General features: G+C 68.7%; 15 protein-coding genes and 1 pseudogene. 7 read left to right on the top strand and 9 right to left on the bottom strand.

Annotated elements, in window-relative coordinates:
- Positions 1-705: 705 nt before the first annotated feature.
- From HEQ75_RS20445 to HEQ75_RS20465, 5 genes are read right to left on the bottom strand one after another with little or no spacing between them, the layout of a single operon-like run.
- Positions 706-1,269, bottom strand: a complete 564-nt coding sequence (locus HEQ75_RS20445) for a 3'-5' exonuclease (RefSeq protein ID WP_168033976.1) — start codon at positions 1,267-1,269, stop codon at positions 706-708.
- Complete coding sequence (locus HEQ75_RS20450; RefSeq protein ID WP_168033977.1) at positions 1,266-2,429, bottom strand: hypothetical protein; 1,164 nt, start codon at positions 2,427-2,429, stop codon at positions 1,266-1,268. The genes HEQ75_RS20445 and HEQ75_RS20450 overlap by 4 nt, the downstream gene beginning before the upstream one ends.
- On the bottom strand, positions 2,429-3,325 hold the full coding sequence (locus HEQ75_RS20455; protein ID WP_168033978.1) for an AAA family ATPase: 897 nt from the start codon (positions 3,323-3,325) through the stop codon (positions 2,429-2,431). Before HEQ75_RS20455 ends, HEQ75_RS20450 begins: the two co-directional genes overlap by 1 nt.
- Positions 3,322-3,813 (bottom strand): HORMA-1 domain-containing protein, encoded by a 492-nt coding sequence (locus tag HEQ75_RS20460; protein ID WP_168033979.1) that lies wholly within the window; start codon positions 3,811-3,813, stop codon positions 3,322-3,324. Before HEQ75_RS20460 ends, HEQ75_RS20455 begins: the two co-directional genes overlap by 4 nt.
- Positions 3,813-4,760, bottom strand: coding sequence for a CBASS oligonucleotide cyclase (locus HEQ75_RS20465; RefSeq protein WP_168033980.1), 948 nt, complete (start codon positions 4,758-4,760; stop codon positions 3,813-3,815). The genes HEQ75_RS20460 and HEQ75_RS20465 overlap by 1 nt, the downstream gene beginning before the upstream one ends.
- A gap of 174 nt (positions 4,761-4,934) precedes the next feature.
- On the opposite strand from HEQ75_RS20465, the gene HEQ75_RS20470 reads away from it, so the two are divergent.
- Positions 4,935-5,819, top strand: a complete 885-nt coding sequence (locus HEQ75_RS20470; protein ID WP_168033981.1) for a WYL domain-containing protein — start codon at positions 4,935-4,937, stop codon at positions 5,817-5,819.
- Between the two features lie 43 nt (positions 5,820-5,862).
- Here the strand turns inward: HEQ75_RS20470 and HEQ75_RS20475 are convergent.
- From HEQ75_RS20475 to mntR, 3 genes and pseudogenes are all read right to left on the bottom strand, one after another.
- Positions 5,863-5,988: pseudogene (locus tag HEQ75_RS20475) on the bottom strand (IS3 family transposase); the annotation flags it as partial.
- 208 nt (positions 5,989-6,196) lie between these two features.
- A complete protein-coding gene (locus HEQ75_RS20480) occupies positions 6,197-6,637 on the bottom strand; it encodes a MerR family transcriptional regulator (RefSeq protein WP_168033982.1) in 441 nt (146 codons plus the stop codon).
- On the bottom strand, positions 6,634-7,086 hold the full coding sequence (mntR, locus tag HEQ75_RS20485) for a manganese-binding transcriptional regulator MntR (protein ID WP_168033983.1): 453 nt from the start codon (positions 7,084-7,086) through the stop codon (positions 6,634-6,636). Before mntR ends, HEQ75_RS20480 begins: the two co-directional genes overlap by 4 nt.
- 82 nt (positions 7,087-7,168) lie before the next feature.
- Between mntR and HEQ75_RS20490 the strand changes: the two genes are divergently transcribed.
- The gene (locus tag HEQ75_RS20490) at positions 7,169-8,506 is read left to right on the top strand and encodes an Nramp family divalent metal transporter (RefSeq protein WP_168033984.1); all 1,338 of its coding nucleotides are present in this window, start codon (positions 7,169-7,171) and stop codon (positions 8,504-8,506) included.
- Positions 8,507-8,552: 46 nt separating this feature from the next.
- On the opposite strand, the gene HEQ75_RS20495 is transcribed toward HEQ75_RS20490, so the two are convergent.
- Complete coding sequence (locus HEQ75_RS20495; protein ID WP_328734520.1) at positions 8,553-9,572, bottom strand: YncE family protein; 1,020 nt, start codon at positions 9,570-9,572, stop codon at positions 8,553-8,555.
- A gap of 200 nt (positions 9,573-9,772) precedes the next feature.
- Between HEQ75_RS20495 and HEQ75_RS20500 the strand changes: the two genes are divergently transcribed.
- From HEQ75_RS20500 to lspA, 5 genes are all read left to right on the top strand, one after another.
- Complete coding sequence (locus HEQ75_RS20500; RefSeq protein WP_235962008.1) at positions 9,773-12,070, top strand: heavy metal translocating P-type ATPase; 2,298 nt, start codon at positions 9,773-9,775, stop codon at positions 12,068-12,070.
- The gene (locus HEQ75_RS20505) at positions 12,060-12,590 is read left to right on the top strand and encodes a copper chaperone PCu(A)C (protein WP_168033986.1); all 531 of its coding nucleotides are present in this window, start codon (positions 12,060-12,062) and stop codon (positions 12,588-12,590) included. The genes HEQ75_RS20500 and HEQ75_RS20505 overlap by 11 nt, the downstream gene beginning before the upstream one ends.
- 271 nt (positions 12,591-12,861) lie before the next feature.
- Entirely contained in the window at positions 12,862-14,406 is a 1,545-nt protein-coding gene (gene lnt / locus HEQ75_RS20510) for an apolipoprotein N-acyltransferase (RefSeq protein ID WP_328734522.1), read from the top strand.
- Positions 14,403-15,125 carry a cytochrome c biogenesis CcdA family protein gene (locus HEQ75_RS20515; protein ID WP_209318679.1) on the top strand — a complete coding sequence of 241 codons (723 nt, stop codon included), beginning with the start codon at positions 14,403-14,405 and terminating at the stop codon, positions 15,123-15,125. Before lnt ends, HEQ75_RS20515 begins: the two co-directional genes overlap by 4 nt.
- Positions 15,122-15,625, top strand: a complete 504-nt coding sequence (lspA, locus tag HEQ75_RS20520; protein ID WP_235962009.1) for a signal peptidase II — start codon at positions 15,122-15,124, stop codon at positions 15,623-15,625. Before HEQ75_RS20515 ends, lspA begins: the two co-directional genes overlap by 4 nt.
- The last annotated feature ends 4 nt before the right edge of the window (positions 15,626-15,629 follow it).

Consider the following 15,629-nt stretch of genomic DNA (forward strand, 5'->3'; position numbering starts at 1 on the left):
CCTCGAGCTTGAACTCGCGGCTGAATGTCCTTCGTCCCATGCAAGGGCCTCCGATTGGGTGAAAACCTTATCCAGGTGTCCACCAAACCGGCAGCAGGCCATATCTCCGTCGCCGCGGTCGAAAGGTGGGCGTCGCCACACGAAGCAACGTCGCCGCGCTGCGCCGCACGCCCATGCGCCTGTTCGAGTTGAGCTGCACAGTGCAGGGTGAGCCTGATAATGCTCGATGTTGTGCACGGCAGCGGATCGGTGCGGTTGAAGGAGAAGTCCGGTTCGCGGGGCTCGGCAATCCGATCGGCTGGCCACGCGGCTGATCCAACTTGACGACAAGCCCTTGATCAGTGGCGCGCTGATGGTCTGCGACATGATCACGAGCCGCGGGCGTGTAGTCGTCGAAGACGTCCAGGCCCCTTATCCTTCTGATCTGCGTCAGCATCGAACATTCCCCCGACCGTGGGGATAGCAGCTACCAATGCACGCCACGAGCACGATATTCTGGACTTACGACCGTGTGGAGCCTACGAGAGTCCGGCCGGCTTGGCCCAATCAGTCGGCCAGGAATGAAAAAGGCTGCCTCCCTGCGGAAGCGGCCTCAATTATTTCGCCTGCTCAGGAGACCAGCAGCCGCCGCCTCCGTCGCCGAGCCAGAATGATGCGCAGGTCATGGCATCCTCCTCTGGAAGATCGGCGAGCTAACGGGGTGCGTTAGGAAACGGAACCGCAGCGGGATTTACGGTTCAGGATCAACCGGAAGAGTTCCGCCTGGTAGAGCGCATCATGGAGCGCATCGTGGTCGCCGTGAAGCTCGGGATGGACTTCCTCCGCGATGCGGCTCGACCGAGTGTCTGCCCAGCTGCAGCCGGACACGCCCATCCAGAGCGCCTTGATGTCCAGGGCGGTGAAGCCGAACGGGTTCTCACCGGTGAACCTGTGGAAGTAGTAGTTCACGAACGACCAGTCGAACGGAGCGTTGAACCCGACAAAGACCGGCGTGGCGTCGCCCGCGACCTTGTCGACCCAGGCGCGGAAGCGACGCATGGCGGCCTCGGGTTCCGTCCCGTCCCGCTTGAGCTGGTCCAACGACATCCCCGAGACCTCGAGCGCTTCCTGCACGAACCGGTCGTTGATCGGCTTCAGCTCGCACGCGAATGTCGTGGACGGGGCGGCCACGACGCAGGCTCCGATCGAGAGCATGCTGTATTCGCCGGGGATCGGGCCCGCGGTCTCCACGTCGATCGAGATGAAGATCTCTTGTCTGGACGTGCTCACGCGATCAGTTCCTCCACGGTGACAAGCGGTGGACGGTTGCGGACCGCCTCCCAGTGCTCGCGGAACGCCTTGCGGCGATCCTCGGCGGTGCCGTCGGTCTTCCAGCGCAGTCCGGCCAGCGTCTTGATGTCGAACGGCGTGTCGGAGCCGTCACGGGCGGTGACGATCGTCGGGATGGACCGTCCAAGCGCGTAGCCGAGCTCGAGGAAACAGTTGGGCCGCGACCCGGTTATGTCGGCGACCACGACGCTGGCGCGGTGGAGCTTCGCGAAGATCTCGTCATCGATGCGCGCGTGATCGTAGGCTTGACGCCCGTCGATGACGGTAAGTCGGTAGCCGAGCTCGTCCTCGATCACCGGCTGCACGACGGTGTCGAAGAAGCCCTGGACGGCCGCGAACTCCTCCTGGTCGGGCGCCAGGAGGCGCACCGCGAACGCCCTCGGCCGCTCAAGGTTCTCGAGCAGGTCGACTAGGACGGTGACCCTGTCCTGCACCGACTGGCGGGCCGGAAAGCGGATGCGGTTGATCCAGTCGTGCGAATCCCCGCCGTCCGCGATCTGGAACAGTTTGCGGCTGTTGCCGCTCGCCTCGCCGAAGGAATAGAGGCGGCGGCTGCCCTCGTTCTCCGGCGTGATCGACAGGTTCAGCGGGATCACCGGCTTGCCCGCGGCATGATAAAGGTCGGCGAGGAACCGCACGCCTTCAGTGCCGCCGAGCGCGATCAGGATGTCGCCGTAACGCGCCTGCGCCTCCATGCGCTTGCTGTTCATGTTCCAGCGTGCGGCGCTTTCCATCCGGACCACGGGAGAGTCCCGCATCTCGTCCCACAGTGCGTGGAATTCCTCCGGGATCTGGTCCTCGTTCTTGTGGTGCTGGACCGCGACCGCGAGAGGGACGGGCGCGCCAGCCGGGCGGGTTGAGATCGCGTTCTTGATCGTCTGCCACACCAGCCAGTCGAAGCAGATCGGCCCTCCGTCGTCGCGCTTCGGCTCGGCGTCGACCGGGACGACGAACGTCGCGCCCAGTTTCATAAGGGCGCGCACCAGCCCGACCACCAACTCGCGTGACCTGGCGACGTCGTTAGGGGACGCGACGGCGAGATCCTTGGAGATGCTGCCGGCGATGTGGATGCGCCGGCCGAGAAGGGGGGAGCGGGCCATTAGCGGTCCTCCATCACGCGCGACCCGGACATCTCGGTGGCGGCGGCGCGCAAATGTTCGTAGCGCAGCGGGCCGTCGGGGAAGGCCTTCGCCATCGCGGCGGGGTAGAAGCGGGTGCGGAAGTCGGAATAGGTCCAGAGGGGCTTCTCCTGCGTCTGGCCCGTCAGCCTGACCAGTTCGCCAAACTGCGCCGCCGTGAGCTCAAGCCCATCGAGATCCATCTCCAGCAGAGCGCGGCGTTCCGCGTCGGACGGCCGGTCGAACCGGTCGACGATGGCGGCGCGGCGCAGCAGCGCTGGATCGAGGACGCTCAGCCGGTTGGTGCAAAGGATCACGACAATGCGACCCTTGTAGCGGCGCAGGTCGTCGATGCCCTGGATCAGGGTGTTCACCGCGACCTTGTCCTCGTGATGGCTGTGCTCCTGCGTGCGGGCCGCAGCGATGCTGTCGCCCTCGTCGATGACGAGGACGGCGCGCCGCGTCTTGCCGACCGACGCGGTGACGCGCTTCAGCGCCTCGGCGAGCAGCGTGGTCATCTCGCCGACCTTGCCGCTGCCGCGCACGCGGTTGGACAGCCGAAAGATCGTCGCATCCTCGGAACGGGCGTCGGTAAGCAGGCGGTTAGCGATGCATTCCGCCATCGCCGTCTTGCCGGTGCCGACGTCGCCGTGGAACACGACCAGCGGATACTGGTCGGCGACGAGGTTAGTGATCGCGAGCTGCTGGCGGTGGTGGCGTCGGCTCCAGTCGCCGAGCTTGTCGGCGGCGAGGAGCAGCCGCAGCTGGTCGTGAACGCGGGCGTAGCGTTCCTGGAACCCGAGAAGCGTCCCGGCGCGCTGCGCCAGGCCCGCGTCCGGCACAACGGTCTCGCTGTCGAAGATGTCGGTCTGGCTCACTTCGTCCAATCCTTCCGCTTCAGCCCATACGAGCCGCTGGTGTAGTTGCGCCCGCCGTCGTCGTTGAGGCTGGCGTGGCTGGTGTCGTCGTAGTTGGTGGACCAGGTGAGGTTGAGCCTGCCGCTCATCGCCTGGTGCGCATCGTGGTCGTAGGAACTGGTGTAGGAGATCACGATGCGGAGCGTCGGGATCGTCACCCGCGGCCACATCGCGTTGCCTGGCCGGCTCGAGACAAGCCCGCCCGCGTCCGTGTCGACAGTATAGCAGGCGGCGCGAACCTCGGTGCCGAGGTTGAGCAGCGTTACGTCGATGGAGGCCAGGTATCCCATCTTCGCTAACAGTTCGATGTCGTGGACGTAGTTCGCCACGTCCTCGCTCGAGATGGCCCCGGTGCTGTCGGCGATCATCTTGAGGTCGGCCTGGAAGCGCCGCACGACGTTTTGGACGTCGGTGGTGCTGTAGGTCTGGGTGGTGGTGGTCGTGTTCATCACTGGTCCTCCGTCCGGAACTTGGGGCCGAAGAGCTCCTTCCAAACCACGTCGTCGTTCTCGATCGACGCGAAGTTGGCGGTCTCCCAGGCGTCGCGGGCCGCCTCGACGATCGCCTTGCGCTCGGCCTCGGTAATCCGGCTCGCCACATTGTTGGTGTCGCAGACCGGGTCGATGATCACGACCGGATGGCCGAAGGAAGGGATCGAGGCGCCGTTCTCCGGAAAGGAGATGACCTGCTTGAGCTCCGACTGCGCGATGAAGAGGAGGAAGTCGCAGAAGCGCTGCTCGATGCTCGTTGGCTTGCCGCGGGTATCCTGCAGGTGGGCCATGATCAGCTCGACGTGGAACGACTTGAGGCCCTTCACCTCGGCGCGGCGGCTCCAGCGCTTCCCGAGACGGACCAGGGTGCGGAAGTCGGGGTCGGCCTGCTTGCGCTTGTAGACGAAATTCACCTGGCACGGTGCGCAAGTGTGCGTCTTGCTGCCGTCGCGGATGTCGTACTGCCAGCCGTATTCGGAGGCCTCCTCGTCCTGGATCACCGGCACGATGTCGACCGACAGCCCAGACCCTACGAACGCGACCGTCGCCGCCTTCGACTGGATGGTGAAGTCCTCCACCGACTTGTTGGGATACTGCGCCTCGAGCAGCTTCGTGATGTCGGCGGTCAGGGTCTCGATCGTCTCGACGAGCGCGTCCTTGCCCGAGATGTAGAACACCACGTCCACGTCTACCGGATCGTCGGTCGTCTTGCGCAGGATGGTGTGCTTTGCGAACGAGCCCGCCTTGATCACCTTCGTGATCTTGATCTCGGTCTTGTCTCGCACGTTTTTGCGCAGGTTATCGATCAGGCGATCGACCTGAGCGTTATATTCGGTCCGCTTATCCTTGGGGAGGCGGAGCACGTTGTAGTCGTAGTAGCGCAGCTGCGTATTGTTCAGCGGCATTGCAGTCCCTTTCGCTTTTTCCTGTGTGATCCAGGCAGACGCGATCCCCCGTGCCCGGAAGCGGGGTGCCGCCTGGTTAGGAACCGATTGACAAGATTCGCTTGTAGGGATAGAAACTACACCGAGCTTAAAAGTATGTCCATATACTTTCTGTGCCTATGGGAGCAAAAAGTCATGGCGGCCGACGACGGCAAGATCAACTGGGGGGTGGAGCGAAGACTCGAGTTCATCGAGTTCCGCCTGTCCTGGGAGGGCGGCGTCCGCCGGTCCGACATCATGGCCGCGTTTCGCGTGTCCGAACCCCAGGCCTCGAAGGACCTGACCCTCTATCAGGAGCGGGCGCCGGGCAACGCGGTCTACGACAAGGTGTCGAAGCGGTATGTGGCGGGGGAGGACTTCCGACCCGTGTTCCTGGAGCGGGGGCCCGAGAACTATCTCCAGCGCCTGCGTTCCCTCGCCGAGGGACTGACAGAAAGGGCGGAGTCATGGATCGCCAACGAGCCGGAGGTCGACATCGTCGTCACGCCGACGCGTGAGGTGAGTGAAGACTGCCTAAGGGCCATTCTCTCGGCTCACCGCAACGGTCAGTCGCTGGAGATCCTCTACCAGTCGATGAGCCTCGACCGCCCCAAGCCGATGTGGCGCAGGATCACGACGCACGCCTTTGGCTATGATGGCTTCCGCTGGCATGTCCGTGCCTATTGCCATCTGACCGACAGGTTTAAGGACTTCCTGCTCCCGCGCATCAGTGGGTCGCGCGATCCGCAGGCGGGAGGTGCGCACGGGGCGGCCGATAAGCTCTGGCAGGAGCGCTTCAAGATCAGGATCGCGCCCCATCCCGACCTCAGTCGCGATCAGCAGGCCAGTGTCGTGAGGGACTACCGGATGACTGATGGCGAGGGCGAGATCGAGGTCCGCTACGCGATGCTGTTCTACGTCCTGAAGCGCCTCAACCTACTGGGTCATCCGGAACGGCTCCCCGCTCGGAGCCAACACATCGTCGTTGTGAACCGCGAGGAGACCGACGCAGCCCTGAAGCAGGCCGACTTCGCTCTATGATGGCCCAGACTATGGCCTGCTGGCGGTTCGATGGACACCGAGTTTAGCCTGAACCGGCCAAGCGCTCGAATGCCACCGGGCTGAGATAGCCGATGGCCGAGTGGCGTCGCGTCGGATTGTAGAACCGCTCGATGTAGTCGAACACCTCTGCCCGGGCGGCGTCGCGAGTACCCGCCCTTCGTTCGCCGAAGTTCGCCCAAAACCGCCTACAGCCACGCGAAAATGGCACCCTATCCGGCCCCCAGGAACGAATGCTCCACAAGGCGGCCCCAAGGTATCGGCTACAAGGTATTGAATTTGCTGGGGAAATTGGAGCAGCGGTGGGAACCGGAATCCAACCTTCTCTGGTGTTCGTGAGACGCGTCTCGCCGGCTGGGTCACCGCGTCCCGTGTGTTGGATCCTCGCAGTGCCCGTGCCCGAAATCGGCCAACGTCTCGATGATCCGACACTCACCGACGACGCCGCCCTCGCAACTCGTGGCCATACGCTGAAGCTCCGCACGCAGCGCCGTGAGACGCCGTAGCCGCGCGTCGATCTCGCCAATCTGCGCGGTGGCCAGCGCATGCGCCTGTCCGCAGTCTGCATCCGGCCTGTCCGCGAGGTCGAGTAAAGCGCGGATTGCCTCGCTCTCGAAGCCCAGTTCCCGGGCGTGGCGAATGAACCCGAGGCGCCGCAGGTGCGCAGCGCCGTAAGCTCGATGGCCGCCCTCGGTCCGACCTGGTGGGGGCAGCCACCCCTCCTGTTCGTACCACCGGATCGTGGTCGGCTTGACCCCCGTGGCACGCGCGAGATCGCCGATCGAGAATGTCGCGCTCACGTCCGGTCGCCCTCCTGCCTCGCGAGGAAGCGCGCGAAGGCGGCCAGGGCCTTGTCGCTGGCATGGTGCTCAAGCCCCTCGGCGTCGGCCTCCGCCGTCTCCGGGTCGAGCCCCACCGCCAGGAGGAACCGGACGACCAGTTCGTGTCGCGCCCGGGCCGCGGATGCCACCGCCTGGCCGGCGGGCGTCAGGAACAAGCCGCGATAAGGCTTGGTCTCCACCAGGCCATCGCGCTGCAGCCTCGCGACAGTCGCGGCGACCGTCGCCTGCGCAACTCCCATGCGTCGTGCGATATCCACAGCCCGCGCCTCGCCTTCCTCCTGAAGGAGGTCGGCGATCAGTTCGACGTAGTCCTCGGCGATCGCCGTGCGGTCGGCCTCGCGCTGCTGAGCGAAGCGGGCCGCATGGTCTTCCGGCGGGGGCAGCGGGCGTGGCGAAGCGCGAGACATACAGCACTATAGCGGCACCTCTTGACATCGGCGATAGCCGAGTCACTATGATTTAGCCGACGCTAAATTTTGGAGGGCCAGCGTGAATCCGCCATCCGAGGTTGCCGCGCCACCTGCACAGGCCGGCCTTCCAAGCCTGCCTGAGGTCCACCGCTCGGTGGCGGTGCCCAACGCCGGCGGGTTTCTCCGCAAGCTCTTTGCCTTCATGGGTCCGGGTTATCTGGTCGCGGTCGGCTACATGGACCCGGGCAACTGGGCGACCTCGCTCGCCGGCGGATCCGCCTTCGGCTACACGCTGCTCGCGGTCGCGCTCACCTCCTCGTTGATGGCGATTCTGCTGCAGGCGCTGTGCGTGCGCATCGGCGTCTCCACCGGACGCGACCTGGCCCAGTTGTGCCGGGAGCGGTTCCCCAAGGTCGTCGCCTATCCGCTGTGGCTGTTCGCCGAGATCGCCATCTGCGCCACCGACCTTGCCGAGCTGATCGGCACCGCCATCGCGCTTGAACTGCTGTTTGGAATCCCGCTCCTCTACGGCGTGTTCCTGACCGCCTTCGACGCCTTCCTGATCCTCTGGCTGCAGAACAAGGGCGTGCGCTGGCTGGAGGCGCTGATCTTCGGCTTCATCGTGCTGATCGTCGGCTGCTTCGGCATCCAGATCGTGCTGTCCGACCCGGATTGGGCGGCGGTGCTGAACGGCTACATCCCCGCTGTCTCGATCGTGACGAACCAGACGCAGCTCTACATCGCCATGGGCATCCTGGGTGCGACGGTGATGCCGCACAACCTGTACCTGCACACCGCCGTGGTGCAGTCGCGGTCCTGGAACCTCGATGACGCGGGCAAGCGGGAGGCAATCAAGTTCGCCACCATCGACAGCACCCTCGCGCTGACGCTCGCGCTGCTGATCAATTCCGCCATCCTGATCACCGCCGCCGCCACGTTCCACGCCAGCGGCAATACCGAGGTCGCCGAGATCGGCGAGGCCTACCAGCTGCTCACGCCGCTGCTGGGTGCGGGCATCGCGGCCACGGCCTTCGGCGTGGCGTTGCTGCTGTGCGGGCTGAACGCCACGGTCACCGCGACGCTGGCCGGGCAGGTGGTGATGGAAGGCTTCCTGCGCTTTCGCCTGCCGCCGGTGCTGCGGCGGCTGGTCACCCGGCTGATCGCCATCATCCCGGCGGTGATCGTGACCTGGATGTATGGCGCGTCCGGTACGGCGCAGTTGCTGATCCTCAGCCAGGTGATCCTGTCGATGCAGCTGCCCTTCGCGGTGATCCCGCTGATGCTGTTCGCGCAGGATCGCAAGCGGATGGGGGTGTTCACCGCGCCCGCCTGGCAGTTGGCCCTGGGCTGGGCGACCGCGGCGGTGATCGTCGGGCTGAACATGAAGCTGCTGTTCGACGCCGCCTTCGGCGATTGAGGAACGAGGCGTCCGGACGGCGCCGCGCAGACCCTGCCACCAACCCTCAGGCGGCGGCCGTCGGCGCGAACAGGATGCCGTGCGGCGACCGCCCGACGCGCGACACGCGCGCCGCGCCGCTGCGCGGGTCGATGCTGGCGATCCGCCCGGTCCATCGCAGCGTCGCCCAGATCGTGCCGTCCGCGTCGAAGGTCAGGCAGTCCGGACCGCCGCCGATCTCGTGGACGCGCTTGATCTCCAGCGTCTGCGGGTCGAGCGCGGTGATCCGGCTGTCGACGCGCGACGTGACATAGACCAGTCCGTCCCGCGGCCCCTCGAACAGCGCGTGGGCGCCGCGTCCGACGGTGATCTGCCGGTCGGCGCGCCGCGCCACCGGATCGATCACCGACACGTAGTCGCCGCCCATGACGCCCACCAGGATGCGCCCGCGATGCCACAGGATACCGGCAGGGTCGCGCCCGACCTCGGCGCGCCAGGCCTCGGTGCGGGTGTCGAGGTCGACCGCGATGGCCGCCGCCTCGCCCTGCAGGGTCACGAAGGCGAAGCGCGAATCCGGCGAGAAGGTGACGTGGCTCGGCTTGCGCCCGGCCTGCAGGCGGCCCTCGAAGGCCAGGGCGGCGCCGTCCCAGCGGTAGATGTCCACCTGGTTACGCCGCAGGCTGGTGACGACCAGCCGCCTGCCGTCCGGCGTGAAGCCGAGGTTGTAGGGATTGCTGATCGGCTCCCGCCGACGCACCTCGCCGCTGCGCGGGTCGAGCAGGAACATCTCGTTGGCGCCGGAATCGCCGACCAGGATTAGGTCCCGCGCGGGGGTCAGCACCAGGTGGTGCGGTTCGCGCAGCACGGGCACGCGGCGCAGGTCGCTGCTGCTGGCGGGGTCCAGCACCTGCACATTGGCGTCGAGGGAATTGAGGACGAAGAGCGAGCCGGCGGGCGCCGACGCAGGTGCCTCGGCCACTGGTTGTGCGCCGGCGGCGCGTCCGGCGGCGATGAACGGCGCAGCCAGCGCGGCGCGCACCACGAGCCGGCGACCGACGCGCAGATCCGGGGAACTGATTGACGGCACGGCAAGGCTCCTGGCGCGGGGGGTACCGATCTATCCCAAACATCGCTGTCCGCGCGCAAGCGGGGATAACGTCGCATCCGACACCGCCAGCGCGCCTGCGTCAGCGCGGGACGAAAATGGCACCGGCGGACGAATAGCCCCTTGAACCTCCAGCCGCTGGAGGTCTCATACGGTCGCGCATGACGATCAGGACAGATGCCATGGGTGAGTCCAGGAAGCTGACATGGCGGGTCGAGGGCATGGACTGCGCCTCGTGCGTCGCCAAGGTGACCAGGGCGGTGGAACGCCTGCCCGGTGTCTCGGAGGTCCAGGTGAACCTGATGGCCGAGCGGCTGACGGTCGCGCTCGCGCCGGACACCACGCCGGCCGAGGGTGTGGCTCGCCAGGTCGAGATCCTGGGCTACAAGGTCATGCCAATGGCGCCCGTCGCCGCGGCCGCCCCAGCTCATGTCCATGACGCCGATTGCGGCCATCACCACGCCCATGGCGCTGACGGTCACGGTCATGACGGCAAGGACGGCCACGCAGGCCATGCGCATGGTGCCGAGCCAGGACCTGCCGCCGGCCCGGCGGCGCATGGCCACGACCACGACGACCCTGCCGATGCCGGCAAGCCCTGGTGGCGCAGCGGCAAGGCGATCCTCGTCTGGCTGCTGGGGGGCCTGGTGGTCGGTGCCTACGCGCTGTCCATCGTCCTGCCGGAGCGGCTGACCTACCCGCTGTTCCTCGCCGCCACCGCCGTCGCGCTGGTGCCCTTCGGCCGGCGCGCCTTCGCCCTGGCCCGCGCCGGCAGTCCGTTCAGCATCGAGACGCTGATGGTCACCGCCGCGATCGGCGCCGCGATCATCGGCGCCGCCGAGGAGGCCGCTGTCGTCGTGCTGCTCTTCGCGGTCGGCGAATTGCTGGAGAACGTCGCCGCCGGGCGCGCCCGCGCCGGCATCCGCGCGCTGGCCGACCTCATGCCGCGCACCGCGCTGCGGCTGCGGCCCGACGGCACGACCGAACAACTGCCGGCCGACCGGCTCGCGGTCGGCGACCTGGTGCTGATCCGCCCCGGCGACCGCGTGGCCTGCGACGGCCTGATCGAGGAAGGCAGCTCCGCCCTCGACGAAAGCCCGGTCACCGGGGAGAGCGTGCCCGTCTCGCGCGGCCCCGGCGAGGCCGTGGTCGCCGGCAGCATCAACGCCGAGGGCGCCATCCGCGTGCGCGTCACGCGTGCCGCGTCCGACAACACCATCGCGCGCATCATTCGCATGGTGGAGGAGGCCACCGCCTCCCGCGCGCCGACGCAGCGCTTCATCGAGCGCTTCTCGACCTGGTGGACGCCGGGCGCGATGATCGTCGCCCTTCTGGTCATCCTGCTGCCGCCCTTCCTTCTCGGCTGGGACTGGAGCACCAGCATCTACCGCGGCCTCGCGGTGCTGTTGATCGCCTGTCCCTGCGCGCTGGTGATCTCGGTGCCGGCGGCGATGGTCTCGGGCCTGTCGGCCGGCGCGCGACGCGGCCTGCTGATCAAGGGCGGCGCGGCGCTGGAGGCGATCGGCAGCGCGACGACCGTCGCCTTCGACAAGACCGGCACGCTCACCGAAGGCCGCCCGCGCGTCACCGACGTGCTGCCGGCCGAGGGGCGCATCGCCGATGAGGTCCTCGCGCTCGCCGCCGCGGTCGAACAGGGCTCCTCCCACCCGCTCGCTAAGGCGATCCTGGCGGAGGCGGCGGCGCGCGGGGTCGCGGTGCCGGCGGCCGAGGCGCAGTCGGCCATCCCTGGCCGCGCCGTGGCCGGCACGGTCGGCGGCGTGGCGGTCAGCATCGGCAGCCCGCGCCATGCGAGGGAGTCCAATGCCGCGCTCGGTCCGCTGGAAGCCGAGCTGGAGCGGCTCCAGGGCGAGGGCAAGACGGTGTCGGTGGTGCTGGCCGGCGGCGTCGTGGCCGCGCTGGTCGCGCTGCGCGATGAACCGCGCGCGGATGCCGCGTCCGGCATCGCGGCGATCACCGCGCTTGGCGTGCGCCCGGTGATGCTGACCGGCGACAACCGCCGCACCGGCGAGGCGATCGCCATCTCGCTCGGCCTCGACGCCAAGGCGGAACTGCTGCCCGACGACAAGCTGCGCGAGATCGGCAAGCTGCGCGAGCGCGGCACGGTGGTGATGGTCGGCGATGGCATCAACGACGCGCCGGCGCTGGCGGCAGCCAATGTCGGCGTGGCGATGGGCGGCGGTACCGATGTCGCGCTGGAAACCGCCGATGCCGCCGTGCTGAAGGACCGCGTGACGGGGGTGGCCGAACTCGTCTCCCTGTCGCGCGCGACCATGGCGAACGTGAAGCAGAATGTCGCCGTCGCGATCGGGCTGAAGGCGGTGTTCCTGGTCACGACGATGCTCGGCATCACCGGCCTGTGGCCAGCCATCATGGCGGATACCGGCGCGACCGTGCTGGTGACGCTGAATGCGCTCAGGCTGCTGCGCTGGACGCCTGCGGGTTCCAGGGATGCTGCCTGATGTGCTTGATGGCGGAAACCAGCGCGCCGCGGAACAGCGGACGGGCGACCGCATGACGCCCGACACCATCATCGGGCGGCGCTGGCTGATGCCCGCCGTTCTCCTTGCGTGGCGCCTGATCGTGGCCGGTCCGGCCGCGGCCCAGGATGTTCAGGCGGGCAGCCTGCTTCTGACCGGAGCCTGGGCGAAGGCCGCGGATAACGACCAGCGCCTGCCCTTCGGCTTCGTGACGATCCGCAACCGCGGCCATGAAGCGGAGAGGCTGCTCGGCGCCACGTCGGCCGGCGCGGCCGCTGTCGAACTGCGCGAACCAGACGCGTCCGCAGCCGGCGGCGCGCGCGCCGTCACCGAGGGCTTCGTGATCCCTGCTGGCGACGTCGTCGCCCTGGAGCCCGGCGGGCGGCACCTTCTCCTGCGCGACCTGCAGGTACCGCTCGCGCTCGGCGATGAGATCCGCGTCACGCTGCGCTTCGAACGCGCAGGCGCAGTGGTCGTGTCGCTTCGGGCGCATTGGCACTGACGATGAATACGCCGGCCGCGAACGACAGTGCCGAGCTGCACCGCGCCTTGGCGCGGCGTCGTTCACGGTCGCGGGCCTTGCTGGCTGTCCTGCTTGGCCTCGCGGCCCTGTTCTACGCCGTCTCGATGGCGCGCGTCCCCCGGGAAGATCGGCTGGCGCCTGTGCCCGCGCGGCAGGCCGCGCCGTGACAGGCTGCGGGCCGTCACGGGCGTCCGGCACGCCTCCTGCCGCGTTCGGCTCGGCAATGCGCGGCACTTCTGCGCTTGCCCGAGTGAAGCCCGCGCCACTGCCGATCCGTGGCATCGCGCAGCGCCTGGCCTGGGGTGGCGCGTCCCTCGGCCTGGGTGCGCTCAGCGCGTTCGCGCTGGCGCCGCTGCTTGTCGTGCCGGCGGGCGTGGCGGCCTTCGGCGGCCTGTGGTTCCTGCTGGAGCGGACGGCATCGCTGCGCGGTGCCTTCGCGCTCGGCTGGCTGTTCGGCCTGGGATCGTTCCTGGTCGGCCTGTCCTGGATCACCGAGGCCTTCAGCGTGGATGCGGCCCGCTTCGGCGCGCTGGCGCTGCCGGCGCTCGCCGCGCTCAGCGCCGGGCTGGCGCTGTTCCCCGCCGTCTCGGTCGCCACCGCGCGGCTGCTGGCCGGCCGCGCGGGCGGCGTACCGCTCGCCCTGGCGCTGGCCGCGTCCTGGGTCGCGGGCGAATGGCTGCGCGGCACCGTGTTCACCGGCTTTCCGTGGAACATCGCGGGCCATGCCTGGGGCGGCAGCGATGCCGGGCTGCAGGCGGCCGCCCTTGTCGGCATCCATGGCCTGGGGCTGCTCGCCGTGCTCGCCGCCGTGCTGGTGGGCGTGGCGGTGCGGCAGCGGCGCGTCGGGCCCGCGCTGGCCGCGGTGGTCGTCATCGCCCTGCCCTGGGCCTGGGGCGCGGCGCGCCTTGCCGATGCGACGCCCGCCGAGGTCCCGGACATCCGCCTGCGCCTGGTGCAGCCCAACATCCCCCAGGACTTGAAATGGGCCGAGGGAGAGCGCGAGCGAATCCTGGGCCGGCTGCTGGCGCTCAGCGCCGCGCCGGCGCCGGATGGCGTGGCCCCCACCCATGTGATCTGGCCGGAAAGTGCCGTGCCCTACCTCCTCGCTGAGGCGCCGGCGATCCGCGCAGCGGTCGCGCGCATCGTCCCGCCCGGCGGCGCGCTGCTGACCGGCGCCGTGCGGCAAACCATCGCGGCCGATGGCGCCCCGGCGCTGCTCAACAGCCTGGTCGCGCTTGACGACAGCGGGGAGATCACCGCGGCCTACGACAAGATCCGGCTGGTGCCCTTCGGCGAATACCAGCCGTTCCGTCGGCTGCTCGCGGACCTGCCGAAGCTCACAGTGGGGACGGTGGACTTCATCCCCGGCCCGCCGCGCCAGGCGATGCGCGTCGCCGGCCTGCCGGCGTTCTGGCCGCTGATCTGCTACGAGGCGATCTTCCCCACCACGCTGCCGGCACACGGTCCGATGCCCGGCTGGATCCTGACAGTGACCAATGATGCCTGGTTCGGCACCTCCTGGGGCCCGTACCAGCATGCCCTGGCCGCCCGGCTGCGCGCCATCGAGCTCGGCCTGCCGCTGGTGCGCGTGGCCAACAGCGGCATCTCGCTGGTGACCGACGCGATGGGGCGCGAGCGCGCGCGGCTGCCGCTGGCGACCGAGGGCGTGCTGGACCTGCCGCTGCCGGCGGCGCTGGCCGGTGGTACGCCCTATGCGCGCTTCGGCGATGTGCCTTTTGCGATCGGCGTCGCGGCGCTGGCGGGGCTCGCGCTGGCCGGGCGGCGGCGCGCATGACGATCGACCTCACCTTGTTCGGCCTGGTGCTGGCCTTCGGCGGGGGGCTGGTCTCCTTCCTGTCGCCCTGCGTGCTGCCCCTTGTGCCGGGCTATGTCGCCTGGGTGGCGGGGACGGACCTGGCGACGGCGCGGGCGGAGCGGTGGCGGGCGCTGCGCCTGTCGGCCTTCTTCGTGTTGGGCTTCGGGCTGGTCTTCGTGCTGCTGGGCCTGGGGGCGACCGCCATCGGCGGGCTGCTGCGGCGCTGGTCCAACGAGCTCACCATAGTCGCCGGCCTGCTGATCGCGGCGATGGGCCTGGTTCAGATGGGCCTGCTGCGCGTGGCACCGCTGATGCGCGACCTGCGCTTCAGGCCGCCGGGCGAGGGCGGCGGCCCGGTCTCCGCGACGCTGATCGGCGTCGCCTTCGGCTTCGGCTGGACGCCGTGCATCGGGCCGGTGCTGGCCGGCGTGCTGACGGCGGCGGCGTTCACGCCCGGCGCCGGCGTCGGGCTGCTCGCCGCCTATGCGCTCGGCCTCGGCGTGCCCTTCCTGCTGGCGGCCTTCTACCTGCCGGCGGCGATGGCCCGCGCGCGGCGGCTCGGGCGGCTGGGGCGCATCCTGCAGGTCGCGAGCGGCGTCATCATGCTCGCCGCCGGCCTCGCCATCGCAACCGGCGAGATGACCCGTCTCGCCATCTGGATCCTGGAGGCCTTTCCATGGCTGGCTCAGCTGGGATGACCACGCCCGCCCCCCGCGCCCTGCGGCGCTTCGGCCTGCTCGCCGTGCCGATCGCCGCGGCCATCGACCAGGCAACCAAGGCCTGGGCGCTCGATGCGCTCTGGCCACCCTACAGCGAGGGCATCACGTTGCTGCCGGTGCTGAACCTGCGGCTCGGCTTCAACACCGGCGTCACCTTCGGGATGTTCGCCGAAAGCGCCGCCGGCGCGGTCTGGCTGCTGGTCGGCATCAAGCTCGCGGTGGTGGCCTGGCTGCTGCTTTGGCTGCGGCGCGCGGCCAGCCGGACCGAGGCGACGGCAATCGGCCTCATCATCGGCGGCGCGCTCGGCAACATCCTCGACCGCCTGCGCATCGGCGCGGTCACCGACTTCATCGACGCGCACTACGGCGGCTGGCACTGGCCGACCTTCAACATGGCCGATGTCGCCATCGTCTGCGGCGTCACGCTGCTGGTGCTCACCAGCTTCCGCGCACCATCGCCACAGGTGCAGGCCCAATGACCAT

Origin of the sequence: Falsiroseomonas selenitidurans (assembly GCF_012103215.1) — a bacterium.
In the GTDB taxonomy this organism is placed as follows: Bacteria; Pseudomonadota; Alphaproteobacteria; order Acetobacterales; family Acetobacteraceae; genus Falsiroseomonas; species Falsiroseomonas selenitidurans.

Coding starts and splice junctions, on each gene's coding strand:
- HEQ75_RS20500 (WP_235962008.1), top strand. CDS start 9,773: ATGGGTGAGTCCAGGAAGCTGACATGGCGGGTCGAGGGCATGGACTGC.
- HEQ75_RS20470 (WP_168033981.1), top strand. CDS start 4,935: ATGGCGGCCGACGACGGCAAGATCAACTGGGGGGTGGAGCGAAGACTC.
- HEQ75_RS20460 (WP_168033979.1), bottom strand. CDS start 3,813: ATGAACACGACCACCACCACCCAGACCTACAGCACCACCGACGTCCAA.
- HEQ75_RS20505 (WP_168033986.1), top strand. CDS start 12,060: ATGCTGCCTGATGTGCTTGATGGCGGAAACCAGCGCGCCGCGGAACAG.
- lspA (WP_235962009.1), top strand. CDS start 15,122: ATGACCACGCCCGCCCCCCGCGCCCTGCGGCGCTTCGGCCTGCTCGCC.
- HEQ75_RS20465 (WP_168033980.1), bottom strand. CDS start 4,760: ATGCCGCTGAACAATACGCAGCTGCGCTACTACGACTACAACGTGCTC.
- HEQ75_RS20450 (WP_168033977.1), bottom strand. CDS start 2,429: ATGGCCCGCTCCCCCCTTCTCGGCCGGCGCATCCACATCGCCGGCAGC.
- mntR (WP_168033983.1), bottom strand. CDS start 7,086: ATGTCTCGCGCTTCGCCACGCCCGCTGCCCCCGCCGGAAGACCATGCG.
- HEQ75_RS20515 (WP_209318679.1), top strand. CDS start 14,403: ATGACGATCGACCTCACCTTGTTCGGCCTGGTGCTGGCCTTCGGCGGG.